The sequence below is a fragment of the Paenibacillus sp. RRE4 genome, assembly GCF_031844205.1.
Taxonomy (GTDB): Bacteria; Bacillota; Bacilli; order Paenibacillales; family Paenibacillaceae; genus Paenibacillus; species Paenibacillus xylanexedens_B.
This window is the reverse complement of record NZ_JAUZUT010000001.1, coordinates 1,674,583-1,700,054: the sequence shown is the minus strand read 5'-3', so window position 1 is coordinate 1,700,054 and position 25,472 is coordinate 1,674,583. Positions and strand designations below refer to the sequence as shown.

The following is a 25,472-nucleotide window of genomic DNA, read 5'->3' as shown; positions in this document are numbered from 1 at the left end:
TAATATAAGTCATGAATGTACCTCCCTTGCCCGTATATTCATCTCTATCTTAGTGTACACGCGGAATGGCCGTTTGAATTAACCGAACATTGACAAAAATACGAAATCTTTAATTTTAATCAACGATAAACATCACTTTCACTTTACTTTTTTCATCCGGCGCCATAGTAATCTCACCATTTAACTCGTTTTATACATCTTGTTCGCATCTCCCGTCGTTCCGTTGTATACTATACTTCTGGATTGGATAGATATGGACATTATCACACTAGACCTAAGCAGAAAGGCAGGCTCCACATGTCAACTCGCATTTATATACGCCAATTATCGCTTTCTATTATGCTTTCCCTCATGCTTGTCATGTTGTCTGCCTGTGCAGATGGAGAAGCCCATGTAACCGTGAATACCAATGGAACGGCCGATCTGGATCTGAATCTAAGTGTGTCGGACTCGGCTCTTGGCAAAATTGGACAAGACAATCTGATGCCCTTGCTGGCTGAAGCATTGGAACGGAATAACTTTAAGACAGAAGTGACCAAACAGGCGGACCAGAACGTGTTGAAAGCAACGACTCATTACGAAAAAAGCAACATGACCGGATTCGATTCCTCGAAGCTACCGCCAGGAATTCATATCGAACAATCCAAGACACCGGGTTTCTTCACTTCCCAGATGCATATCCTTGCCGAAGCCGACCTTATGGAATCGATGCCGGATGGGGATATTAAAGATAGGATCAACAGCGTTCCGGGTTTTCTCAAACGGCTTTTGTTAAAAGATGTGAATTTTGATTTCAAACTTTCTCTGCCGATTAAAGCCCAGGATTCCAATGCCGATCAGGTAGAAGATGGCGGTAAAACGCTAATCTGGAACATTTCTCCTTTGCAAAAAAATAAGCTGGATTTGACGTTACAGATTCCGAATATTCGGAATATCCTGTTGGTGGCTATCGCTGGCCTTGTCTTGATCCTGGCCCTGCTCATCTGGTTCTTCATGCGGCGCAGACGGGCAAGACGACAGCAAAATTTGATTGCAGATCCAAAAAAATCATAACCCCTGCCGGGCAATGAGATTTGTGACTTGCCAAACGGTGTTATGGATAGTAGAATACATCCGTACTGTGAGAACGGTTAACGATGATTAAAGCAAAAATTAAAGAGGTGAACAAGTTTCATGAATATCCGGGAATGCGCCCTGCCTGGTATCGGGGTGAAGTACCAGTTCCATACAAAAGGTGGTAATCAGTTAGTCATCATCAAGCACGAAGACGGACGCCGCGAGTTATTTTCGGTGGACCCGAAGGATGAGGAAGAGCTCACGCTGATCGCAGAATTGGAAGATGATGAATGTGTAACGCTCTCAGGATTAATCGGAGGATGGTCCTGATTACGGAGTTTCTAAACCGTATAGTAACTTCAACCACTTGAACGCACAAAAAAACAAAAAATTTATAACCACAAAAACCTGTACTCCGTTGGAGATACAGGTTTTTGTCTTTGTTATTCTCTGGGCGCCCTCTGAGAATGAATGTAAGGTACCCATGTGTTTAACACTCGGATAATTTCTGCCGAGTGGAAAGGTTTGCTTATGAAGTCTTGCATTCCGCATTGCAGGCACGCTTCCCGGTCTCGTTCCCCTGCAAAGGCTGTTATCGCAGCGATCACAGGGATTTCAGGATGCATTTTCCTGATCTCACAGGTCGCTTCAATCCCATCCATCACAGGCATTTGAATATCCATAAAAATCAGATCATAAGGGGTAGTTGCAAGCAAATGTATAGCTTGTTCTCCATTTTCGACGACATCGCACACACCACCAAATTTGCGAAGCATCTCCTCCAGAAGATGGCTATTCACTGCCTGATCCTCAGCGATTAATATCCGAATGCCTTGTGCAAGACGGTTACGTTCGGGCAATCCTACCGTGACAGAAAAATCACCTTCTTCGGACACCATTTCCTCTTTCCACCTGTCCAGCACAATTGTAAATTGGAATTCCGCCCCCTGGCCGATCTCACTTTGAACCCCGATGGCTCCGCCCATCAGCTCAACTAATTTCTTGCTAATGGCAAGTCCCAGCCCCGTTCCTCCAAATTTCCGATTAATCGCTGGGTCCAACTGGGAGAAGGATTGAAATAATTGATGCTGTTTATCAAATGCAATGCCAATGCCTGTATCTTTAACTTTAAACGAAAGCATCAACTGATCTGGACCGTATTCTTGCGAAGAATCCATCTCCGCGACGATCGTGACGCTTCCTTTTTCGGTAAATTTAACAGCATTACCTACTAAATTAATTAGAATTTGACGGATTCTTGTCTCATCTCCACGTACACGTTCCGGAATGTGATCCGATATTTCACTGTACAGCTCAATATTCTTCTCAGAGGCTTTAATGGAGAACAGCTCCATTACATTGCCTAACATGTCCCGAATATCTACTGGCCCCTGTTCCAGATCCATTTTGCCTGCTTCGATTTTACTGAAATCCAATATTTCATTCAAAATATAGAGTAGCGACTCCCCGCTATCAATCATGATCTCGGCAAATCCCTGTTGCTCCTCGTTCAGCTCTGTTTCCATCAAGAGATGTGCCATTCCCATAATCCCGTTAAGCGGTGTACGAAGCTCGTGGCTCATAATAGCAAGAAACTCGGATTTCGCACGGTCGGCATGCTCTGCTGCTTCCTTGGCACGAATGATTTCTTTTACCGAAGTCATATCGCGGAAGACCAGCACAGCACCGCGTGTTTTCCCTTGATCCATAATCGGCTTCAGTTGGAACTCTGCGAGAAAACTGGAACCGTCCTGACGCCAAAATACGGATTCGGTACGAGGCAAGGCCCTCCCTTCACGCACAGCCTGCAAAATAGGTGTGCCATTCGTCGGATATGGAATGCCTTCGCTCTGCATCTGTATCATCATTTTTCCCAAAGGTGTACCGTTCATCTCACTCGGACAGATATTCATCATCTCCGCCGCTGCAGGATTGGCGAAATTCACGTTTCCATCCAGATCCAGCCCAATCACACCTTCGGACATTCCATTCAAGATCAGTGCTCTTTCATAACTTAGATTTTCAATCTCTTCGACGTACCGTTTGGCTGCTGTAACATCACTCGTAATGCCATAGACACCAACCACTTTATCCTCTAATAAGATTGGAACGTTGATCACACTTGTCTCGATTCGTTGTCCATCCTTATGAATCAGACCAATCTCATAACGCTGCGCTACACCCTTGACCGATTCTTCAAAATGATAACGCGTCTTCTCCAAGTCGACCGGATCAATCAGATGATCAAAAGGTCGGCTTAACAGTTCTTCTTTGCTATGCCCTGTTAATTGCTCCTGCCCAACGTTCGCTTTCAGCAAGTTCCCATCCAGATCCAGCGATGCCACACCAAGCGGGTTACAATCAAACAATGACTTGTACTCCTGCAAATTCAATTGCTGCTGTTTGCTTTCTGTAATGTCACGTGTGACCGCAACCATCTCTTGCAGATTACCCGACTCGTCACAAACATAATGGGTCAATGTATCTCCCCACACTACGGACCCGTCCTTATGCAACAGTCGATAACTGATTCTCTCAGGGGTAAGTCCCTCCGTCTGACCGCGGATATATGCCTTCACCATCGGGATATCTTCCGGATGAATACAGAACATTCCAGAGCGTCCGCACATTTCTTCCGGCGCGTAACCCAGCATTCTTCTGCTGGCATCCGATACATATTTAAACGTGCGCTCGGCATCCGCTTCGTGAATGGCAATCAAATCCATGGACGATTCAGCTAGAATACGAGAAATACGACTGCTTTCTTCCAGTTGCTTACGCTGTTCAAGGAGTGTTTCTTCTGCCTCTTTTTGCTTCGTAATGTCTGCAGCTTGTACTAATAAATATAAAGGCTCTCCGCTTACCTCGTCCCGGACTATGCAAGCTCTGATTGTTGCCCACAGCAACGTACCGTTTTTTCGTTTCAGGCGCACCTCTGTTTCGTACATGGGCTGTTCACCGTTAGTCATCTCCCAGAAATTACGGCGAAACTCTTCGTACCTGAGGTCCTCTTCATAAATCATATGTACAACGGAAGTATGCAACAGTTCTTCCTCCGTTGATCCAAGCATCTCGCAAAAAGCTGGATTTAACTGCACCCACAGTCCATTAACATGAGAAGCGACAGCAATGCCGATTGGCGCGTGTGTGTATAATTGTTCGAACAGTGACCGGCTCTGTGTGATGGAGTTCGACACTACATATCCTCCCTTACTAAGAATGTGAATGTTATTCGTATGAACAGATCGACGTGAACATAACTATATCTTATAGAGTAGTACCCCAAATGCCACGATAGTTAAACGAAACAAAAGCAAAAAAATATGACAACAATCGACACGTTAAGATCTTCAGCTTTTCAGCACAGCCCATGTCATGAAAGAACGGAGGTTACTGCCCCATGATTATTGTTGCGAATCAACCGATTCAACTGTCTCCATCCGAATGGTCTGCATTTGAATGGTATTGGTTACAGCAGCTGCAAAACCGCCCTATAAGGTATGTGTACCAGTCCATGGATCATCTCCATTTTGAATGGAACTTAAGAGAATCCCTTGTTGACGCAGCCGAAGGGTTGAACCGAAGCGGTGTCAGCTTTGCCTCATTCGAAGACTCCAGGTGTAACCCTGCCTTTTGGAATCGAAATGCACAGGGTGGATTCGAGCTAAGGCCAGATGTAACACCTGCAGAGGGCATCCGAGATATATGGAGAAACGGACGCTTGTATGCGTTCGAGTGTGCAACCGCTACCGTTATTGTACTCTATGGAGGCGTACTTGGAAGCATCCGTGAGGATGCATTTAATTCATTATTCCGTAATCTGTTGCTGTTTGACTGGCATTACGACAGTGATCTGCGTTTGACAGAAAAAAATGGCAAGGAACTCGCTCTACCTGGAGATGTGCTTTATTTCAAAAATCCGGATGTGTCACCCAAAACTCCTGAATGGCAAGGTGAAAACACCATTATGTTGCGGGAAAACTGGTACTACGGACACGGTATTGGCATTGCAAGCGGTCAGGAAATTATCCGGACCTTAAATCATTTTCGTTTTCCCGGCAGCATGACCTCGGCCTATTTAATGGATATGGTCATATATCCAGACTTTCTTTATTTATCCCGCTATGCCAAAAATGCTACCGGCAGCAACCCGGACGTAACCACACCCGTATTACCTGGACAAATGTATGTTCGAGTGGGTAGCAGCCGCTATTTGCGTACTTGAATGTTTTGATCAGACGATCAGCTGCCGTTCATTAATAGGATAACCTATGCATTGCAAAAAGCCCAAACACAAGCAGCAATGGCGCTGACTTGATATTGGGCTCCTTGCAATACGTTATCAGTTCGTTGGATCAAGCTGAACAACGACTTGCTTGCCGCTAACCTGAACTCCCGTCGTTTTAGTGCCGTGTTCCTTCAACGCTTTGCACAGTTCTTCTGCCCAGGCTTTGCCCGACTCTCCCTCTTTGGCTCCATGCACTTGGATGACCAATTTCACGGAGTCACCTTTTTTTAAAATACGCTCTGCTTGGAACTGCTTCACATCCCGGTCATGGTCCTCCATCTGCAGATGCAACCGAATCTCCTTTACTTTGCGTTTATCCGGAGATTTGCCTGCCTTTTTCTTCGCCTGCTGTGCTTCTTCACGGGCAGCGCCCGCACCAATCAGTTTACACGGAGGTGGGCTGGTCATCAGGGACAAGCACACCAAATCTACCTTATGTTGTTTGGCCAGTGCCAGTGCTTCCCGTGTTGACATGACGCCCAGGTCTTCTCCATTCAGACCGGTAAGTTGCACTTCGTTCGCTTTGATCTTTTCATTTTTAATGATCTGAGCCATGCATCTTCCTCCTTGACATGAAAAGCCTGTCCTGATCACTGAAGATCAGACAGGCTTAATAATAGATTGCATGTTGTAAGACTTTATAAATTATAACCGTTTCCTGCGTTACCCAGTTACGTTAAGATTAACGACTAGTCATTTACGTTGACTTCTCGCATTATCTTGTCGAGTCCCCGAATTACAACGAGTTAAATGCTTCAGTCAGCACAGGTACGATCTGCGATTTGCGAGATACAACACCTTTGAGCAATGCTTTGTGGTCTGTCAGCGTTACGTTGTATGCTTTTTCAACCGCTTGAGTGGATGCACCATAAGCCAGTCCAACGGAGTCATTGTTCAAGATATCCGTCACGACAAACAAGAACAGGTCAAGTCCTTTGCTGGAGATGATCGCTTCAATCGCTGCCTCAAGCTCAGGCTGTTTTACCAGCACATCATTAACGTCCACCGCATTCACTTGTGCGATTTCCACTTTCGCTGTACCCATAGCGAATTCTTTCGCATCCAGAGAGATCAGCTCAGCGATTGTTTTCTGACTCAAGTCCGCTCCAGCTTTCAGCATGTCCAGACCGTAGCTATCTGCATCCACACCGGCAATGGCAGCCAGCTCACGTGCTGCTGCAACATCTTGCTCGGTGCATGTTGGAGATTTGAACAACAAGGAATCCGAGATAATGGCGGACAGCATCAGACCCGCAATCGGCGCGCTGATTTCAACGCCGTTCTCTTTGTACATTTTGTTCAAAATCGTTGCGGTACAGCCTACAGGCTCAGCACGGAAATACAATGGCTGGCTTGTCTCAAAATTGGCAATACGGTGGTGGTCGATCACTTCTACAACGGTTACGTCTTCGATATCGCTTACGCTTTGCTGACGTTCGTTGTGATCCACCAGAATAACTTTGTTAACTTCGTTCGCTGCCGTTTTGATCAAACGTGGTGCAGCAACCTTGAATTGATCCAGAGCATACTGCGTTTCGCCGTTCACTTCGCCCAGGCGCACCGCTTCAACTTCCTGTCCCAATTTGCTTTTCAGGTCTGCATACGCGATTGCTGAGCAGATCGTGTCTGTATCCGGGTTTTTGTGGCCGAAAATTAGTACTTTTTCCATATCATAGCCCTCCGTCAATTCGAGTTTAAGTTAAACTTATCCTTGTTTTGAATCATACCTTACTGATTATAGCGCTTATACGTCTTAATTCCAATCCCTTTACAGCGAATTAATTGCAGCTCATGCAAAAACCAGCTTCGGTAGTGGCAAACACCGGGAACCAAGAGGACGCTATTAGCTTATTATTATCAACAGGTATCCACGTCTGTTCTAATTTGCAGGTGCATTCGCTACATTGTCTGTTCTAATTTGCAGGTGCATTCGCTACATTTGTAATCAGATGTCCGTCCAGCTTGTCACCTTTACACAGCGCTTGTACGAGCTCCCGGCCTGATTCCGGGGTCATTTTACCGTACCAGTCCCCTTGCGGATACACAATCGTTACACATCCATCATCGCAGCGGCCATTACATTTGGTACGTGTTGTATGAATGAATCCTCCGGCCTGCTGTTTCGCAATTTCGTCCCGCACCGCCTGAGTGACTTCTTCCCCCTCATTACGCATACATGTTCCGCCGTTACAGAGTAAAATATGGTGTTGCAGTTGATCCAGATTATAGATAGCCAAACTCGCTTCATTCCTCTCACATCAATAGGATATGTATCTTCTTATGATTGCATAGTATAACATTACAACTCTATAAATTAGCACATCTATCCAGGTTTGTGCAACGATAATGATAAACTACAGCTCAGGATCGAACGTCTTCAATCCTTTTTTCACATAGAACGTCTGCAAACGACCTGCCTCGTTAATCTCCAGCAAATTCAATTGTGCGCCATAAGCACATCCACCGTCTATACCGATCTTGTCTCCGCGCGGGTCCATCCAGATTCCAGGCTCATCCTGCAAATATTGCACAGGCGTATGTCCAAACACAACAATGTCCTGAAGTGCTGTAGGTTTGCTATAAAAAGGTTCGCGAATCCAGATAAAATCCCGTTCGGACTGGTTTCTCCAGTCGGGTACATCCGGGTTAATCCCCGCGTGTACGAAAATATATCCCGGAATTTCATACGACAACGGAAGTTCGTCCAGAAAATGCAGATGATGCCCATAATGAGAGCGCATCCATTGTTTGTCCTGAGCATACGCCTGCCAGTCCATCTGATCACTATCATACGGAACGGGTAGATAACTCGCCAGCGTCTGTAATCCGCCATTGCGGATCCAGTGTAAATCGTACTCCTCTATATCATGGGTCAGAGCCTTCACCATCATGGCATCATGATTCCCTTTGAGAATAACGATCTGGTTCTCTTGTCTTAGCTTCATGATCTGCTCAATGACCTGTTTGCTTTTAGGGCCTCGATCTACATAATCCCCCAGCAAAATCAACTCATCCTGCGACGGGTCGTAATGAACCTGCTCCAGCAGTGCATTGAATTCATCATAACAACCGTGAATGTCACTGATGACACATCTGCGCAAGTGAATCTCCTCTCTTTCCGGTTGAGCCCAAAATGCAAACCGGAACCCTGTCTGCCAGCTGCAACACAACTACAGCCAAGTCAAACAAGGTTCCAATCCTATCCAGACTTATATTCCCGATCCTATGGCTATAATCCTGCTTTAATTCTGATTCAGATCGAAAGCTTCTGCAATCAGACGGAAAGAACGCAGACGTGCTTCGAACGAATGGATGGCAGAGGCGATAATTATTTCATCGGCTTCGTGACGTTCAGCCATTGCAATAATTTTGTCCTTCACCTGATCCGGCGTGCCAATGATGGAGAATGAGCGGCGCTGACGAATCTGTTCCAATTCCATCGCTGTATATGGGTAGTTATTCACTGTTTCAAGAGAAGGAAAGGACTTCTGTTCCAATCCGCGTCCAAGTCGCAGGAAAAATAACTCATTGCTGCGAGCCAGTTCAGCGGCTTCTTCTTCTGTATCTGCACAGAAAGCGGAGACCGCAATCATGGAGTGGGGTTTGTCGCCTAGAATGGACGGTTTGAAGTGGCGACGATAGTGTTTCATCGCTTCCTCACCACCTGGTGTTCCAAAGAACTGGGCAAATGCATAAGCAGTCCCTTGGGCCGCGGCGATCCTTGCTCCTTCCGAGCTGGACCCCAAGAGCCATACTTCGGGTACCGTTGGAACGGAAGGCCCCGCTACGAGTGAAGCAAAACGATGATCTTCAGGCAACTGCTCGTAGAAGTACCCACCAAGATCCGCAATTTGCTGCGGGAAAAACTGTACATTGGATGATTTGCCCTCGTTCAATGCCCTGCTGGCAATAGGCATACCTCCTGGCGCACGCCCAATGCCGAGGTCAATACGTCCAGGGTGCAATGCTTCAAGCAAACGGAAGTTTTCCGCCACTTTATACGCGCTGTAATGCGGCAGCATAACGCCTCCTGATCCTACTCGAATCCGCTCCGTATGGGCAGCCACATGGCCAATCATGATTTCCGGACTTGAAAAGGACAGCGCACCGCCTCCGTGATGCTCAGACATCCAAAATCGGGAATAACCCAGTTGTTCGGCATGCTGCGCTAACGTTACAGCCTCCTGCAAAGCATCATGTACATGGCGACCCTCACTAATGTGTCCATGCTCCAATACACTCAATTTCATATATATTCATTCCTCTCGTCTGTGAAGTGATGGAATAAAGGTGCTTTTCCTTTTTGCTTACTTGTCCATTGTAACATTAAAAATTACAGTTTCAAACTTTACATTACTTTACTCTTCATTCTTCCCCCTGACGTTTCGAAAAGAAAATAAAAAACACAGCCAGTTTTTAGCTGGCTGCGTTACAGGACGTTATCTCGGCCTACCCTATTTAATCTACCTTATTTAATCTACTTTACTTAATCTACCTTACTTGCCTAGCTTACTTATTTACCCTACTTATGCCACTCCATTACTCAACTCATTTGAATTAAGGTGCTCGTTTAGGCAACAGCTTCACGTATTCATCAGACAGCTTCATCAGGCTGAGCACATGCTCGTAATCGGAACGGTACGGTTCCAGATTTGTCACGGGTTCGTAGGTTTTGAGCGAATATGCCGTTCCATCGTCAAAGCCCGCACCAGGAATGAACATGATGTCATTATTCACAAATGAACCTGTTGGCAAGTAATAACGAATACCGAATGCATTGTGATCCATATTGAGCAAGTCATGCCCAAACGCTGTGAACTTCTCCTGCGCAAGCGATACGCCCATCAGATTCATGAGGGTAGGCAAAATATCCAGTTGACCACCCGGCTGCTCAATCACTTGCCCTTTCGTTTGTTTCGGCGTATGAATCATCAGCGGAATATTGAATCGGCTTACTTTTCCATCGTATGGAATATTCAAGTTTTCCTGAATCTGCTGTGTAATCTCTGGTTCCTCCGGTAGTCCGAAGTGATCGCCATAGAGCACAAGCGTTGTATTATCCCATAAACCGTTGGCCTTCAATTCGTCAATCAGTTGACCTACTGCGTAGTCTGTATAATTGATCGCTTGTAGGTAATCATGTAACAGTTTATTTGTAATCGTCGCCGGAATTTCAATACGTGCGCGATCGGCTGGAACAGTAAACGGCGAATGGCTTGACGCCGTGATGAACTGAGCATAGAACGGCTGTTTGGCAGCCTGATGCGCAGTCATTTTTTCCACACCCACCCGATACAATTCTTCGTCCGATGGCCCAAAATCGTTGAATTTATCATTCGTAAAGCTCGGTTTATCGAAGTATCTTGTGAAACCCAAGGCAGGGTACATCTTGTTGCGGTTCCAAAAGGTTACGTCATTAACGTGGTATGTCTCGGACTCATATCCTTCTTTCGCCAGCAGTTTGGGCAGGCTTGGAAGGTCGCGGTCACTATACCCGGCTGACATCGGTACGACTCCTGTAGGATAAATGGACGTATTCGACATAAACTCCGCATCCGACGTATTTCCTTGGCCGATCTGTTGGAAGAAATGAGAGAAATAATAGCTTTCTTTCGCAAGATTATTTAAGACTGGCGTTAATTCTTGACCATTTAACGAAGCGTTAATCGGAAAATTTTGAAAGGATTCCAATTGAAGCACAATCAAGTTACTGCCTTTTGCTTGACCAAAATATTTGGCCTTCACCGCTGCACCGTTATCCGTTTTGTTCTGGTAGGGATATTTGCTCACCAATCCATTAATCTTGGTAATCGTTTCGTTAATATTGCCACTCGCAATGGCTTCATTTTCCTTGCTCGTCAGAATTGCCGAGGACACCTGATAGTTCAGAAAACCGAGATTTTCAGCCCGTACCAGCTCGTTATCAATCGTTTCCCCCTTGACGATAAAGCTACCAGACAAAATAATGCAGAACGCCGCCGTAAGTGCGACGCCCAGTTTGCCCCAGTAGCGTCTGCGACTTCTGCCAAATGTCAGGTTGCTCTCCTGGTAACTGCTTCGATACGCTCCTTTGCTGCGTCTGCGTCTAATCAACCAGATCGGTATAGCCAGAATAATATCGGCAAAAAACATAAAGTGTTGCGGCCGGACCAGCGGCCCGATACTTCCTCTAACTTGCGCAACCTGGCCCAGCTCACTTAGCGCGGTGTACGTAGGAACTGAACTGAAATGTGCATTATATAGTGTGGCTGCGAACAAAACGAGGGAGAACAAAACGTTAAACGCCCCGTATACCGTTCGCTTCCAGCTCAGCGGCACAATCAGATCCAGTACACAGACAATGGTAAGCGCAGCGAGAGCATCCGTGAACAGCCCCACGCCAGACAAGCCATTGAAAAAGAAATAACGCAGAAGCGATAACTTCAGCAGCATTAAAATAAACAAAAGGGCAAATAAGGCCCGCGATGTTGACTGCCTGCTTTTATTTGTGGATGTAAACATGGTCATTTTCAACCCTTATCTGAAATTTTACGTTCATTTTACAAAACGCATATTTCAGTATAACAGTTTTCGTGTGTCTGTTCCATTGAGGTTATGCTATATAAGTAGAACTAAAATGATTTCCACAGGCACTCCGAAGACAGAATAACCTTTCAATCGCTGTTATCCCCAGATTTTTCTGATCCCTCTTTTCAAGGGGAAAATCTTGTGATAAATGCGAAGCCTATGCTTCCGACGTAGCTTTCTTTCAGAAAGCTTTTAGCTTCGCTTTTACAGGTTTTTTCTGTCTTCTCCGTTCTTGTGTAAATGAATCGTTCTACTTATAAAGACGTCCACACTGGCTCAGATGTGTTTTAATGAAGGACAAGGATTGACTCAGGCGATCGTTGATATATCCTCGTTCTTCATGCTTTGATTGTTATGTGATGCTCGTATGACTGCCTGCGCTGCTGCAATTCGAGCCCATGGAATCTGCTCCGGTTTGCAACATACAGCCACTAACTTGATGTCATGAATAAACGAAATGCACGCCGTATCCAGTATATGTTCACCGGTTATGGATGTTTTCAGATGTGGTTTGCGAATTCGCCCTTGTGCAGCTGCCATTTCTACTAAACGGCCTACCCCTTCTATACTAAAGGTATGAGAAGAGTTACATTCTATCTGGGAAGTCTCTCCCTCAACCAGTTCTCGCCCCGATGTTTTCTCACGAGTGTTGCCATATATAGATTGTGTCAGTGTATCTGCATCAAACGAGATAAAGTCCGCATAACGTGCGATATGTGCAGCGGTCCATGCAACTTTTGCTGAGGTAACTGCAGCCCCTACCTTATATACACAATGGCGTCGCTCTTCACCAAGCACCTGATCCGCTACATGATCCACCAATGCTCTCATTTTTTGAATTTCCTGTACATGCTCCACATGCGGAATCATGATTTCGGGACGAACCCATAGCCCTTTACGAATACTCTTGACCGCTGCCCGGAAAATAGCCTCCAGTTGCATTTCATGAATCTGGGATAAAACCAGTGCCGAATCATTACTTTGTGACTCCAGCACCTTTTCATCCTGAAACAACTCTTGTAGCGGAAAATCAAATAATTGAATGTTCACCGGTCGTCCGTCCATCGCTTCAAAAAGACATTCCATATCAGACTGCTGCATCGGCAACAATCGTTCCAACCCACGCCTGCGATCTGCTTCTGTTTCGGCCAACAGCATCTTCTGCATATAAGGCTTTCTGGACGGAGACAACAGCATGGTCTCGGTTGTACATAACCCGACTCCCTCAGCATCCCATGCTCGCGCATGCCAAACCTCTGATATATGTTCAACCTTGGAGAGAATGGATAACTCTTTTATGTCATCAGCCCATTCCAGCAAAATTTTCAGTTCGGGCAGCTCCTGTTGCATACCTGCTGCTATATCCTCTGATCTCATTCGGAGGAGTGCTTCCTCTTTTGAAACCAGCCCCTCATGTACGAAATTGACTGCGTTTCTGATCGTAGCCAATGAACTTAATCTCGCAGGTTGCACATGCTGTATGCATACCGAGTCCGTCTTCACCACGTAGGTGAGTTCCAGCACTGTTCCAGTGCGTCTCTCTAGCTCCATACAGATCATCTCAAGCTCTGTATAGCGCTTTGAATTATTTCTTTTTAAGTAAGAGAGCGCATGCACCATTCCAGACTTGCTTCTTGACGGAAGATAATCTCCTATCATGCCTTGTTCCCCCGTTGCCGGATTACGGGTGCAGACTTTCCCTGAGCCTTTATAATCGACATCATTACCTTGTACCATGGCCTGCATAAGTACAGCGGGCCCGTTTGTTGTTCCTTTTGCTGCTCCTTTTGTTGCTTCTTCCTTTGTTTGATCCTCAAGGGGATCAGCTCCATGATTCATCTGGTCAGCAGAACAGAACACCGCTCGAACAGCTGTTTGAAGTTGAGTAAATACATCCTGTGGAAAAGGACTTCCGCTGACCGCCTGAATCAAGTCCTTCCATTCTTCAATCCATGATTCAAGCTCCGTCTCTCCTGAAAAATAAGGCTCTGAAGCTGCAGGCTTCACAAAAGTCATCTTATAGGGAATACCATGAACTAAGTGCCCGTATTGCTGAAGTACGGCCAGATAACATTGAAGCGCATAAAAACGATCTCCTGTCTGGTGAGCGAGACCTTCAACGGTTTCATCATTCAGACCCACGTATGATATAGCGTATTTTTCTAATGCCGAAAAAGAAACAGTCTCATCGGATCGCACATCAAACAGGAGAGGATGATTCGGGCCACCAAAAGATGTACCTGTTTGCTGCTCCAGCTGTCGGATGGCACTAACCAGCTCTTCCATGATTTCATCCGAAAGTTGACCAAGACGGGTACAATATGAGCGGCAGCCATCCGTCGTAACGACCATTCCCGCTGGGACAGACCAACCTTCTTGCATCCGTTCTGCGAGAGCAGCCCCCATACTGTATGGTAGCCCTTTCAACTCTACCCCACTTTCTTCCAAAGAAATTACCCGTTTAGTCATTGCAACTCTCCCATCTGCCGTCCATGGCTGTGATTAAAATAGCAGCGGTCTTAAATCTTGAACTGTGCTGCCTTCACTCTAATGTTATGTTGCAGTAGCGTCTTCAAAGACTACAGGTTCAGCATTTTGTGAACGTTATTCTGTTGTTTTGTTAAATTTGATTCCGTACCAAGCAAAAACTCCCTCAGCATGAGCTGAAGGAGCGCTTATTTAGTATTCGTTTACTTCAAATGTCAGAATTCGATCAAACAGAATATAATCTTTCCGGCTTATGAATGGGCCCTTATTATTATTATGCTTATCAATGGCATATGAAGCTCGACCGCTTCCAGACTGCTTCGTTTCATACCAATTGATGAAATCATTCACTTCTTTCATACTTAGATCAAATTCTTTTTCCAAACCTGTATTCATCGTAACCACAAGAATTGCACGGTTACTTGAGGGTTGCTCTGGTTCCGGCTGTTCCGTTGATGGTGGCTCTTCAGGAGTAGGTTCAACTTCGCCAGTGCTTTCAATAAACGCTGAAGCTTCGTTTGAACTTACACTTTCTCCAACAGGATTAACAGCTGTTACCACATAATAATATGTTGTACCTGGAGTAACATCTGCATCAGTAAAGCTGGCTTGAGTAACACCTGTAGCAACAGTTGTATAAGGTCCATTCATTGTCACTGACCTTTTAATTGTGTAACTTGTTGCCTTTTCTACCTCATTCCATGTTAATCCAATTGATGATCCATCTGGAGTTGCAAGGAGATTTAAGGGTTGGCTAGGAGGTGTAATGTTATACATTTGGAATTCTGAAACATTTACGGTTCGTGAATTAGAGTAGTTGAACAAGTTAACTTTTGCTATCCCTGCATAAGTTTTGGGAAGATAAATCAATCTTCCATCAGCCTGATTCGCTTTTACTGTAAACCAGTATGTTGGTAAAATTGCCTTTCCACTGGAATCAAACAATCCAACGTAAATGTCGAAATCTGCTTTTACACGGATTGCATTTGCTTTAACTGTTCCATTAAAAATAGCAACAGCATGGTCTAGAGCGGTTGAAGGTGTGTTCCATTTTCTATAATTGCGCTCGTAGATTCATTATTATCCGTCAAAGCATTCGTAGATTTTGGCCCTTTTTCTTCGGTATCACTAAGCGTCATTACCATTCGATCCATTAATCCGCCACTGTAATCTATCGCAGCATATGCATTCGAATGAAGTGTAATTCCAATTACAAAAATAAAAACTCCTAGCATGCAACTTATTTTTTTAAACAATTTTGTCTTCACATGAATCCTCCTAAAGTTATGTATAGGACTCACTTTAAATCAAGCCATTTTCGCTGTCTAAACATAAACTTGCACATCTATAAATTTAAGCAAAATTTTTGAATTTTATTTTTTTATTGGAAGTTTGCTAGGTTTTAATTTTACCTCAAACTAAATAAAGTAAAGAGAATAAATTCTCTTTACTTTTTCACCTTTCAGCTATTAAATAACATCTTTCTAAGTAAAATTCACTTCTTTTATACCCTATATATTCATTGATTCGAGATCGTTTCTCTCCAGTGTACTAACCTATAAACCGCAAGATATCGTCGATTTTCTTCCCATGAGAGATTACACCGTAGTTCATCCACGTCAAAAAGTCTACCTCATAAACATGACCACTCTTCACGGCTGGAAGTTGCGTCCATTCCGTTCTATCCAGCAGTTGCCGTTCCTCTCCGAAACTTAAAGAGTCACGAGTATCAAAGGTAATCAGTAGATGATCGGCACCAAGCTGACTTAATTGTTCTAATCCAATGTCGACTCTACGCTCATGTCGTGTCCACTGTGTCACATATTCATGAGGGTTGAGACCGAGATCCCGATAGATGACTGGGCCTACATAACCACATTGATCACCGTAAAGTGTAATTCCAGAAGCCGAAACACGGAGAAAAGCAACCGATTCTTTGCGCATACGTCCTTGCAGATGTCTTTTGGCCTCCATGGCTTTATCTTCATACGACTCAATAACGTCCTGGACTCTATTGTTTCTACCAAGCACGTCTGCCGCCGATTTCAAAATGGCACGCCAATCTTCACCCTCTTGATGAACATAATAAACGGGTGCCACCTGTTCAAATCGATCCAGGTTCCATGTTTTGTATCCCATGTCCAGCATAATAAACTCCGGTACATGCTCCGCCTGAAATTCGGCATCCCGCTGACTGACGTCAAATTCGGGCACATCATCCAGCTGTAAATAACGTTGTTTGCCCCAAGACCTGTGCGAACCTTGCAATATCGGCTTTACTCCGAGCGCCAGCAGGAAATCCTCCAAATAAGGAGCAAACACACGAACCTCCTGGCGGTGATGACGACGGTACACTCCTGGTGCGACTCCCGCGTATTGCTTGAAGCGGCGACTAAAATAGTACTCATTGTTAAATCCCACATGACTCGCAATATCATGCAGACGATCATCCGTTATCTGTAACAGCTTTTTGGATCGCTCCAGTCGAACACGGTTCACATAATCAAGAGGAAGCTGGCCTGTCAATCTCTTGAAATGCCGCGTATAACTTGTTCTGGATAGACCGGCTCGGGAAGCTAGCTCGTCCACGGTGAGTATCTGATTATAATGTGATTCAATGTATTGAACGGATTGCTGGAGTGGGGTCCGATCATGATTCAGCTGAAGCTCTGGATCATTTTGACGAACGACATCTCGGAACCACTGTTGGAACTGGATTTGCACATCCCACATGTCATGCACAACCGTAGCATGTTGCTGGCGATATAACTGTTCTATACACTCCACACAGGCACTCCAAGGGGTATATGTAAAATTAATGACGGATATTAAGTTGTCAGTAGCCAAACTTATTTCACGGTTAATAGCCTGCTTCTCCAGATTGTTTTGGATCGGCATTATCTTGCCCGAACAGCTGTCTTCAAACATCGGATTCATATCCAATGTATAAAATGTCAACGCCTCTCCTTCTCCAACATCAGCTGTTACAGAGAAGGAAACATCTTCACGCACCAAACATATGGAACCAGGTTCCAGCTTCGTTTGAACCTCAGAACACGTTAAAATGCCCCTTCCTTGCACCACAACAATGAAAGAATGAGCTTCCGCTTGCTTAACTGAATATGTTGAGCTTGTTTCCAATGTATAATCTATGTATTGTATGCGTTGTAAAGAGCAGAGCCATGGCTTGGTAATGATGTGCTGTATTGAAGCGTACATTGTGATCCATCTTCCTTATATGAGAATTGTTATCAATTAGAGTCAGTGTAAACGAAAAAAGAAAGCTCTTCAACCCACGCTGAAGAACTTTCTCTATTCAACTCACAAGTTATGGCGTCATCTTTTCCAACAAATCATCAATCTTCATGGAATTTGCAATGACTGCTCCCGACTGCCAGTGAGACCTTTCCATCAAGTAGACATGTTTATTTTTAACTGCAGGAAGCGACTGCCACAGTTTTCCGTCCAACATACGGATAGCCTCCTGATTTTCTGGGGAATCCCAGGTTCCGTTCGAAGGAAATACGATAATGTGATCGGCATCCAGACTCGGAATCGCTTCTTCGGACAGAATTTCTTGATACTCTTTCATATCTCGGGCAAGTGGATGTGGAGTAAGTCCAAGATCAGAGTAAACAAATCCGGTATACCGATTTTTGACCCCGAATAACGCCAATCCTTTGTCTGCTACGTTTAACCTCACAACCGCAACCGTCTCATTTCCGATGGTTTGTTGTAATTTTGCTTTCGCATCTGCAATTTTTTGTTTGAATTGTTCTTCAAATGCTACCCCTTTTTCCGGCTGCCCTACAATATCGGCAATTGTCGTCAATACCTGATTGGAGTCCTGAAGAACACTCTCCGGCAGACGGTAGGTTGGGGCTACCTTGCTATATTGTTCGTATTGTGTTGCATCTACCCCACCGTCCACAATAATCAGATCCGGGTTATATTGCAAAAGTGCCTCGATGCTGCCTGTCGTATCAAACTTTGGCGCATCCAACTTCAAATAATCCTGTACTCCCCAAGTGGGATGATACCATTGCACAACAGGTGTAATATCCAGCGCCTTGAGATAGTCCTCGACATAGATACCTGCAATACGCTGTGGATGAACCGGGATCGTTACTTCTCCAAATTCATCCTTTACGACACGCGTCGCGGCGCTCGAAGCTTCCGTTTCCACACTGTTGCTCTTCTTGGCATCTCCCTGTTGCGCTGATGTTTCCTTATTTGCGCTACAACCGGATATCACCATTGCGGTGAGCAATAACAACATCAACCACCCTTGAATTCCTTTGCTCCGTCTTGCCATCATGCATTTCCCCCTATTTCTAAATCTGTAGATGTCATCATGAGAACAGAGTACTTTAATCTATAATGATAATCATTCTCACATAACTCTGTAGGTGAATTGTACATGATGTTGACCCAAACTCTCAATACACATTTGAGACCTCTTTTTTATACAAACGAAGCATTCTTGATAAAAAATAATCCCTGCTACGAATTACGAAACTTTCTGGTGATCATTTCAAAGTCAAAACAATCCGCTCCATCACCATCATCAGTTCCGATGCAAGCGGTACCTGACAGATAAAAATCATCTCCAATATCTTCTGTTCCTTTGAACTGTAATTTGCCATGGATACTGGCGTTTCCTGTAATGACAATATCTTCGAGTAAGGGTTGGATCATGTTAGTGCACCTCTTACAGTAAAAAATAGTTTACTAGTTTATTTGGAATCAGTAGCAAGAAAAAGCCTCACTAGTCAGACAGACTAGCAAGGCATAGGCTCAATTTTAAAAACTCTCCAACCAGGTGTTCCAAGCATCTTTATTTGACGGCTTTCCATAGTCATTTAATTTCATGTATTCAAGTAATTGGTCCAGGTTGTTTGAATGGTTAACTCGATAGTTCTGTATAAATTGCAACATTGCTTTGTAAACAATTAGATCTAAAGGTGAGTATGTTGGGGAATCCGTTGTCCCCCCATCTCCGTTACCATTTCCTCCACCGCCCGGTTCTTCGGGAGGCGCAACTGTGACAGCGTCTGATGAAGTAAACGTACCCGTATCTCCAATAAAGGTAGGATAACTGATCGCAATTTCTCCGGTAAGGCTGTTTCCAACCCGACCGATGTTCGGTTTCTCAAGAGTAGTTATTTCTCCGCGGCTATTTACAATCCCCTTTAACGCAGGGATCGTTAACCGTGTTGGAAAAGTTTCAGGGAACGACAAGGGATTAAAACGAGCACTAGGGTATTGCACTAGAAACGTTGGCTCAATACTTCTTAAAGTTGGTTTTATCCCTAACTCCTTGACTACTGCACGATATGCAGCCAATGCATTAGGGTACTTTTCATTTTTTAAAGGGCTATCCTTAGGTAAAAAGTAATCTTCATTGAAACGTACACCAGTTATAGCTCCAACCCCATCTATCCTTACCTCCATAAGATAAATATCTTTACCGTACGAGGTCTTCATAAATCCCAGTTCACCGAATCCTACCGTTTGTTTAGATGCGTCAACATATGAATTCGTAATAACCGAATTAATCGTAGCGACTTTTTCTACTTTATTGGTCGAAGCATTGATCAAAACTCCCGCGCCAAAATATTCATTAAATTTTTTCACGAGATAGATTTGCGCATCAGAAGACCATTGAAGACTGTACTTTCTGTTTGTCCCCCAAAGATCATCCAAACCCTTGATTGAAGACGTAATAGCGGATCTTGTTTGTGCATCCGCATCTTGCCAGGCCTGTCGTCCAAAATGATGAAATTGCTCCATAATAACCGGGTCAATACTAGTTGCATTTCCCGATGCTGCAAGGAGTGCTGTTCCACCCCATTGCATGATAACACCCGCTTCCAGTTCACCGACAGCAAAATCTGTACTTGCAGCCTCTACTTTTACTTCTACCGCTACAACAAACATTAGAATAAACACGTTAAAAATAATAAAAGTTCTTTTGAGTAAACCCTTCCTAAGGTATTGCAATTAAGTTCCTCCTAGTATGTATGTTTCTTCCAAGCAATGAAATCCTCTAAATTTCTTATATTACCATCTTCCTTTCCAACAGGATAAATTTAACACCTCCCACATTATCTTAGATAAAATAGGTTGTCAACTCGTCATTTTCCTCGAGAATACCAATGTTCCTGTTCTGAACCTTGTCACAATTTTGGCAACCCAGAATGTTAAAACTCTTTTCCTGTTCACGTATACTCATGTGTTCCTCGTTGACAACCAGCCAAGCTACCTCCAGTTCCAAGTCTAATTTGTCCTTTTTTAGCCATGAAAAAATCCCCTTTGTTTGGCAAGATTAAGTCCATCTTAACAGATGTCTTTTTTCTCTTGTCTACAAAAAGGGGATAATACGATTATAGCCGCTTTAAAAAAGTACTTTATCTCCCTACGCTTTAACGTATCCCTCATACAACCGTTCCACAAATGCATCCTGTCCGCTACCTTGCAGCAAGTAACAACCGATCAATCCAAAATCATCGCTGACATAACCCGCTAACTCCGGTTCACCTGTTAAAGATAGTGTTCGTTTAAATGCCGTCTCCCTGATCTGTCGCAACACTTCATCTTCGGCTATGACCGAGTCACCGGCATAGCGTTCATAAGCCTGCATCCACGCATCTGCAAATGGGGCTTCGTCACGCTCATCCAGATAGGCCTCTACATCCAGTCCTTCGAAATTCCGTTCGTCCAGCAAGCGTCCTTCCTTCAAATCTTGCAACAATGTGTTCACATCGCTTCTGCTCATTCCGTCACTCCATTCTCCTTCTTCAAATACATCTCAGGTATAACAAAACGTTTCATGTGTTTACTGGAATCGGCTATAAAATGATCTAGTCCCCGCTCCTCATATTCCTCAAGTACACATTCGAAGATACGGGCAATAATGCCACAATCCGCCAGCGCATCATGTCTGTGAATGCCTTCTGTATCCAGATTGTAATATGCGATAAGAAAATCGGTTGAAACTACGTCCGTTACCTCGGGATGAATATACGTAAACATCGCCTTGGTATCCAGCACCTTGTTGGTAAACATCTTTAGCCCTAATTCTTCACAATGACGCTCCAGCATAGGCAGATCATATTCATATCCCGCATGAGTCACGAGGACCTGATCTCCGATAAAGCCGCAGAATCGTCCGTAAACCTCATTAAAAAGCGGAGCCTGTGATATCGCTTGATTCGTAATACCCGTGAGTTTTTCCACCGCTTCCGGAATCGGTTTGCATGCCCGAACCAGAGAAGAGAAACTGGATTCACTAGCTCCCTCGCTCCTTTTGTAGCGTACTGCACCAAACTGAGTGACACTCTCCACAGCGGTATCAATTCCTGTTCCTTCCAGATCGAATATGCAGTATGTTCTATCCTGTAACGGTGTCACGTCTAATTTGTCCACCGTATATGTACCCGGCAAAAACGTGATTTTCACATTCTTCACTCCCACATTCGTGTAATCTCAAGCATCTTGTCAGTTTGATCCAAATCCATCCTGTAAATATCCGGCATCGTTGTGCTCTTCCAGAACTCGAAACCATAACTCGGATTATAATGCTGAAAAATAAGGGTCATGATATCACCATGCGTACCGATTACGACCTTTTTCCCCCTGTGCTCACCTAACATTTGTTCAATCGTGTTAACGGCTCTCTTCTGAGCCTGAATGCCAGACTCTCCACCTGGAAAAGCAAACGCAATATCATCATACAGCTGCCGCTTGGCTTCATGAAAATCATCATGTTTTACGTGGGAACAAGAGAGCGTACGCTCACGTAAATCTTCCTCAATGAATACAGACTTCCCGCACAAATCAGCCAGACGCTGAATGGTATGTACAGCCCTGAGAAAAGGACTGGAGTAAAATACCTCCACGTCCTCTTTATGCAGAAGCTGAGCGACCTTTTTCGCATCCAAATCCCCCTGTTCCGTCAGTCCACGCTCGCGCTCCTGACCTTCGATGAACCTAGATTCTGCATGTCGTACAAAATACAAGCTTGTATAAGCTTCTGCGCTCATTCACCTACCCTGCCCTTCTTCTCGATTACAATCAGACAGGTGCTGTCAGGCAAGGATGCAGGTTTACCCTTCTCATCCATAAAAATAATCCGATTTGCCAAAGCTTCGGTATACCCTTCTTGCAGGAAATGACGTAGCATAATGATATCCGCTTGCTCCCCTAACGTGTCCCGTATGCATGTCTCATAGGCTTGCGGTGTAAATACGCCGAACTGCTCCTGAACTTCATGCACATAGGCTTCCTCCCCCCAGGTATACGTGTACAGAAACTCCATGGCATCATTAATCGGCATAATCACCTCATCATCGGATAGACGCTCGTAACTGATCCCGCGCCCTTTAAAGTCAGTTGCATAACGTTCCAGCCAGCTTAACCCATCCGGCTCCATGAATCGAATTCGTCGTTTCTGTGACTCCGGTTCGCTCATGATACCATCCCGAATAAGGATTCTTCCGCCCGGCGAGAGCACCTGAAAAGCACTTTGCAACGCAGTCGCCACCGTATCTGTATTAAATCTGCGTCCGTCACGCTCAATATAGGAATACAACTCATGCAGGATAGAGGAAAAGATCACCGTATCCACTGTTCCCGGCTCCACATACTGATCCAGTTGCAGGGCATCGCCTTTCATCACATGCCAGCGACGAGACTCCCGTTGCTTCTTGCGCTCCAGCGCTTCGATCACGTTGGCCGAAATATCGATGCCAATCGCTTCAACCTCGGGCTTCTCCTGCTCGATCAAATCCAGCAACACACCGCCACCCGGGCCGATATCAAGTACACGTTTGCCCACCATATAGTCAAGGAGCACTTTTTTGTAGTCTCCCGAGCTATTCATATCCGAAAGGTACGTCTCTTCGTTGTGGAACCGATCATACGCATCCCGTCGCAGGCCAAATAGATCAAATAAAAGCAGTACCGCCTGTTCGTACAACGGAGATTTCTCTGCTTCAATGCAAAAAGCAATCAATTTTTCGGCCGCAGGCGAGAATTCAAAGGTTACAAATAACGTATCGGGCAGATCGGGATACCGTTCACTCCGATGCCCCAGATGCGGATAAGGCAACTGCTCGCCAGCGGTAATCTGTTCCCATGAATACTGTTCCAGATATTTTTCAATCATACGTTTCTTGTAAATATTCAGCTTTTTGACACCTTTGTAGTCGTAATACATCGTGTTCATTAACGGTTCAAAGCTGATATGACGTATAGAGGTCAATGAAGAGTCCTTTGAGTGCCCCTCTATTTCCTCCTCCCATTCTTCGCTATGAAGTGCAAGTAAAAACACCTTGACCATCTCTTCCAGCGAAAAATCCCGCATGGCCGACTCCACATACCACAACGTACGTGAAGCAAGAGCAGACAGTTGTTGCTCCACAGGAAACTGTTGTTTCAGCTTCACATACGTTTCATCCATCGCCTCACCTTGCCGGATGGAATGACTTCTTAGGCGAGATAAACGCTCCTTCACGCTCCAGTCTGTATGCTCCGTTCCTGACACGATCCAGTCCACAATCTGCGCGACTTCATCCTGAACCTGCTCCCAAAGAACCGAATCAACCGCTCCAATAATACATTGGTTCAGAGCCATTAACATGATACGAAGTTCACCGCTGGTAACCCAGCCTTCGGTAATCAAAGCACGCAACGGTATATTCTCGGCGTACGGGATTTCCCCCCGTATGTATTGCCCAATCAGTCCATGCGTTGATATTAAAATACGAATGATCTCCTGTCTCGGCGAGGCTGCCGATTCTAGTCCATTTTCTTGATCACTAGTATAAAGATGGTACAGCTGAGCAGAGCCAATATTATGTACGAACAGGTTAATCCCCTGCTGTTGCCACGTTCTGCGCTGTTCCAGTGAACCCCCTTTTGCCGTTTCTGACCAGGCCAGCACCTCTTCGAGCAACTCCCGAATCCAGAACGAAAGCTGCATTCCATCCAGCATGCGAAGTGTGCGCTCGGTGTAATCCAATACCGCATTCGTCTGCTGAAGTTCGGCAATGGAATGAATCCGCTCCAGATTAATTCGCGGCTTCTCCGCCGCAACTAACCATTGCAGCCATTGCGGCTCTTGTTGCTCTTGTTGCAAATGTTGTTGTTGGGTCTTTCCTGATTTATAACGTTGAATCACTTCCAGCGCGTGCAGCATGGATTCTCCACCCTCTTTATTTTCATGATGTTGTATGAACCGTTTCATCCAGCAAGCGCAGTCTGTTCCGCACAAACTGAAGGAGATACTCCTCTTCCGAGCAAGGCAGGCTTTCGTCCAAACGTGCCGCAGCGACAGGTAACATCCAGGCATCAATCCGCTCAAGAGTGATCCCGGAAAGAGCAACGTAATGCGTGATGTACTGCTCTAATATCAAACTTCGAGCCCGCTCGAATCCTTCCCGAATCGCAGGTTCCGCATCGTCTGGCAGCTTGCCGCTCTTTAATATTACCCACGTCCTGGCCACATCACCCGCAGGATCACCCGCCATGCCCGTCATCCAATCGATGACACAATGTTGTTCTCCGTCCTTACCCAGCATTACATTATCAGGATGATAGTCACCATGGCAAATCACCCGTTGCTCTGGCAATGCGGACAAATAGTGAATCAGCCGTGCGCGTTCAAGATCAGAGAAGCCCGCTACGCGTAGCATGGCGTGCTCCAGAATCTTTTTCTGAGAAGGTAATATGTTGCCCTCATCCTGTACCGTGTGCAGTTTATAATGAGTTGCTGCCATGATGTAGGATAGATGTTCCAGCAATTCCGGTTGCTGCATCATCAGCGATAACAACGTTGTTCCCTCAAACCGCTCAAATACAATACCCGTACGTGTAGCATAATGTATTTGTTTTACAGCACGAGGAACGGGCAACCCCTTTTCATACACCCACTGACTGACGCGATATTCATTCTGTACCGCTTCTCCTGAGAATCCTGTCCGGTATAATTTCAAAATAAGATCATCTGCATAATGGTAGATTTCCGCCGTTCTTCCTTGACCAATCAGCTTCATCTGCTTATCCCCCTGAG

Annotated in this window: 22 protein-coding genes; 3 read left to right on the top strand and 19 right to left on the bottom strand. The window is 45.0% G+C overall.

Annotated features, from left to right (window positions below; genetic code table 11):
- Nucleotides 1-297: 297 nt before the first annotated feature.
- Both Q9R46_RS07900 and Q9R46_RS07895 read left to right on the top strand, forming a co-directional pair.
- Nucleotides 298-1,053 (top strand): hypothetical protein, encoded by a 756-nt coding sequence (locus tag Q9R46_RS07900; protein WP_311279542.1) that lies wholly within the window; start codon nt 298-300, stop codon nt 1,051-1,053.
- Between the two features lie 120 nt (nt 1,054-1,173).
- Nucleotides 1,174-1,386 (top strand): cation:proton antiporter regulatory subunit, encoded by a 213-nt coding sequence (locus Q9R46_RS07895; RefSeq protein ID WP_145330193.1) that lies wholly within the window; start codon nt 1,174-1,176, stop codon nt 1,384-1,386.
- Between the two features lie 113 nt (nt 1,387-1,499).
- Here the strand turns inward: Q9R46_RS07895 and Q9R46_RS07890 are convergent, their stop codons facing one another.
- Nucleotides 1,500-4,253 (bottom strand): PAS domain-containing hybrid sensor histidine kinase/response regulator, encoded by a 2,754-nt coding sequence (locus Q9R46_RS07890; RefSeq protein WP_311279540.1) that lies wholly within the window; start codon nt 4,251-4,253, stop codon nt 1,500-1,502.
- A gap of 203 nt (nt 4,254-4,456) precedes the next feature.
- Here Q9R46_RS07890 and Q9R46_RS07885 point away from each other — a divergent pair, with 203 nt between their 5' ends.
- Nucleotides 4,457-5,281 carry a protein-glutamine gamma-glutamyltransferase gene (locus Q9R46_RS07885; RefSeq protein ID WP_311279539.1) on the top strand — a complete coding sequence of 275 codons (825 nt, stop codon included), beginning with the start codon at nt 4,457-4,459 and terminating at the stop codon, nt 5,279-5,281.
- A gap of 117 nt (nt 5,282-5,398) precedes the next feature.
- Here Q9R46_RS07885 and infC read toward each other — a convergent pair whose 3' ends face one another.
- The 18 genes from infC to Q9R46_RS07795 all read right to left on the bottom strand — a co-directional run bounded on the left by infC (nt 5,399) and on the right by Q9R46_RS07795 (nt 25,455).
- Entirely contained in the window at nt 5,399-5,890 is a 492-nt protein-coding gene (gene infC, locus Q9R46_RS07880; protein WP_311280971.1) for a translation initiation factor IF-3, read from the bottom strand.
- 190 nt (nt 5,891-6,080) lie between these two features.
- Nucleotides 6,081-7,013 (bottom strand): manganese-dependent inorganic pyrophosphatase, encoded by a 933-nt coding sequence (locus Q9R46_RS07875; protein ID WP_145330187.1) that lies wholly within the window; start codon nt 7,011-7,013, stop codon nt 6,081-6,083.
- A gap of 244 nt (nt 7,014-7,257) precedes the next feature.
- Nucleotides 7,258-7,581 (bottom strand): (2Fe-2S) ferredoxin domain-containing protein, encoded by a 324-nt coding sequence (locus Q9R46_RS07870; protein ID WP_145412809.1) that lies wholly within the window; start codon nt 7,579-7,581, stop codon nt 7,258-7,260.
- A 117-nt stretch (nt 7,582-7,698) separates the two neighbouring features.
- A complete protein-coding gene (locus tag Q9R46_RS07865; RefSeq protein WP_145330184.1) occupies nt 7,699-8,445 on the bottom strand; it encodes a metallophosphoesterase family protein in 747 nt (248 codons plus the stop codon).
- A gap of 141 nt (nt 8,446-8,586) precedes the next feature.
- Nucleotides 8,587-9,594, bottom strand: a complete 1,008-nt coding sequence (locus Q9R46_RS07860) for an LLM class flavin-dependent oxidoreductase (RefSeq protein ID WP_311279538.1) — start codon at nt 9,592-9,594, stop codon at nt 8,587-8,589.
- A 307-nt stretch (nt 9,595-9,901) separates the two neighbouring features.
- On the bottom strand, nt 9,902-11,851 hold the full coding sequence (locus Q9R46_RS07855; protein WP_397386332.1) for an LTA synthase family protein: 1,950 nt from the start codon (nt 11,849-11,851) through the stop codon (nt 9,902-9,904).
- Between the two features lie 369 nt (nt 11,852-12,220).
- Entirely contained in the window at nt 12,221-14,380 is a 2,160-nt protein-coding gene (locus Q9R46_RS07850) for a putative PEP-binding protein (protein WP_311279536.1), read from the bottom strand.
- 210 nt (nt 14,381-14,590) lie between these two features.
- Nucleotides 14,591-15,343, bottom strand: coding sequence for a fibronectin type III domain-containing protein (locus Q9R46_RS07845; RefSeq protein WP_311279534.1), 753 nt, complete (start codon nt 15,341-15,343; stop codon nt 14,591-14,593).
- An 80-nt stretch (nt 15,344-15,423) separates the two neighbouring features.
- Nucleotides 15,424-15,666 (bottom strand): hypothetical protein, encoded by a 243-nt coding sequence (locus Q9R46_RS07840; RefSeq protein WP_311279533.1) that lies wholly within the window; start codon nt 15,664-15,666, stop codon nt 15,424-15,426.
- Between the two features lie 283 nt (nt 15,667-15,949).
- Nucleotides 15,950-17,356, bottom strand: a complete 1,407-nt coding sequence (locus Q9R46_RS07835) for a helix-turn-helix domain-containing protein (RefSeq protein WP_311279532.1) — start codon at nt 17,354-17,356, stop codon at nt 15,950-15,952.
- Between the two features lie 370 nt (nt 17,357-17,726).
- Complete coding sequence (locus Q9R46_RS07830) at nt 17,727-18,713, bottom strand: ABC transporter substrate-binding protein (protein WP_397386366.1); 987 nt, start codon at nt 18,711-18,713, stop codon at nt 17,727-17,729.
- 188 nt (nt 18,714-18,901) lie between these two features.
- On the bottom strand, nt 18,902-19,096 hold the full coding sequence (locus tag Q9R46_RS07825) for a hypothetical protein (protein WP_311279530.1): 195 nt from the start codon (nt 19,094-19,096) through the stop codon (nt 18,902-18,904).
- A 105-nt stretch (nt 19,097-19,201) separates the two neighbouring features.
- Nucleotides 19,202-20,401: a hypothetical protein gene (locus Q9R46_RS07820; RefSeq protein ID WP_145330175.1), complete on the bottom strand. Its 1,200-nt coding sequence runs from the start codon at nt 20,399-20,401 to the stop codon at nt 19,202-19,204.
- Between the two features lie 415 nt (nt 20,402-20,816).
- Complete coding sequence (locus Q9R46_RS07815; RefSeq protein ID WP_145412803.1) at nt 20,817-21,176, bottom strand: hypothetical protein; 360 nt, start codon at nt 21,174-21,176, stop codon at nt 20,817-20,819.
- Nucleotides 21,173-21,859 carry a 3'-5' exonuclease gene (locus Q9R46_RS07810; protein WP_311279528.1) on the bottom strand — a complete coding sequence of 229 codons (687 nt, stop codon included), beginning with the start codon at nt 21,857-21,859 and terminating at the stop codon, nt 21,173-21,175. Before Q9R46_RS07810 ends, Q9R46_RS07815 begins: the two co-directional genes overlap by 4 nt.
- 5 nt (nt 21,860-21,864) lie before the next feature.
- The gene (locus Q9R46_RS07805) at nt 21,865-22,443 is read right to left on the bottom strand and encodes a histidine phosphatase family protein (RefSeq protein ID WP_311279527.1); all 579 of its coding nucleotides are present in this window, start codon (nt 22,441-22,443) and stop codon (nt 21,865-21,867) included.
- Complete coding sequence (locus Q9R46_RS07800; RefSeq protein WP_311279526.1) at nt 22,440-24,599, bottom strand: class I SAM-dependent methyltransferase; 2,160 nt, start codon at nt 24,597-24,599, stop codon at nt 22,440-22,442. Before Q9R46_RS07800 ends, Q9R46_RS07805 begins: the two co-directional genes overlap by 4 nt.
- 22 nt (nt 24,600-24,621) lie before the next feature.
- Nucleotides 24,622-25,455 (bottom strand): phosphotransferase family protein, encoded by an 834-nt coding sequence (locus Q9R46_RS07795; protein WP_311279524.1) that lies wholly within the window; start codon nt 25,453-25,455, stop codon nt 24,622-24,624.
- Nucleotides 25,456-25,472 lie beyond the last annotated feature (17 nt).

What these genes read in the sequence shown, in the direction of transcription:
- Q9R46_RS07885 (WP_311279539.1), top strand. Translation starts at nt 4,457, where the DNA reads ATGATTATTGTTGCGAATCAACCGATTCAACTGTCTCCATCCGAATGG.
- Q9R46_RS07795 (WP_311279524.1), bottom strand. Translation starts at nt 25,455, where the DNA reads ATGAAGCTGATTGGTCAAGGAAGAACGGCGGAAATCTACCATTATGCA.
- Q9R46_RS07805 (WP_311279527.1), bottom strand. Translation starts at nt 22,443, where the DNA reads ATGAGCGCAGAAGCTTATACAAGCTTGTATTTTGTACGACATGCAGAA.
- Q9R46_RS07900 (WP_311279542.1), top strand. Translation starts at nt 298, where the DNA reads ATGTCAACTCGCATTTATATACGCCAATTATCGCTTTCTATTATGCTT.
- Q9R46_RS07875 (WP_145330187.1), bottom strand. Translation starts at nt 7,013, where the DNA reads ATGGAAAAAGTACTAATTTTCGGCCACAAAAACCCGGATACAGACACG.
- Q9R46_RS07800 (WP_311279526.1), bottom strand. Translation starts at nt 24,599, where the DNA reads ATGCTGCACGCGCTGGAAGTGATTCAACGTTATAAATCAGGAAAGACC.
- Q9R46_RS07825 (WP_311279530.1), bottom strand. Translation starts at nt 19,096, where the DNA reads ATGATCCAACCCTTACTCGAAGATATTGTCATTACAGGAAACGCCAGT.
- Q9R46_RS07815 (WP_145412803.1), bottom strand. Translation starts at nt 21,176, where the DNA reads ATGAGCAGAAGCGATGTGAACACATTGTTGCAAGATTTGAAGGAAGGA.
- Q9R46_RS07855 (WP_397386332.1), bottom strand. Translation starts at nt 11,851, where the DNA reads ATGACCATGTTTACATCCACAAATAAAAGCAGGCAGTCAACATCGCGG.
- Q9R46_RS07830 (WP_397386366.1), bottom strand. Translation starts at nt 18,713, where the DNA reads ATGGCAAGACGGAGCAAAGGAATTCAAGGGTGGTTGATGTTGTTATTG.
- Q9R46_RS07860 (WP_311279538.1), bottom strand. Translation starts at nt 9,594, where the DNA reads ATGAAATTGAGTGTATTGGAGCATGGACACATTAGTGAGGGTCGCCAT.
- Q9R46_RS07850 (WP_311279536.1), bottom strand. Translation starts at nt 14,380, where the DNA reads ATGACTAAACGGGTAATTTCTTTGGAAGAAAGTGGGGTAGAGTTGAAA.
- Q9R46_RS07895 (WP_145330193.1), top strand. Translation starts at nt 1,174, where the DNA reads ATGAATATCCGGGAATGCGCCCTGCCTGGTATCGGGGTGAAGTACCAG.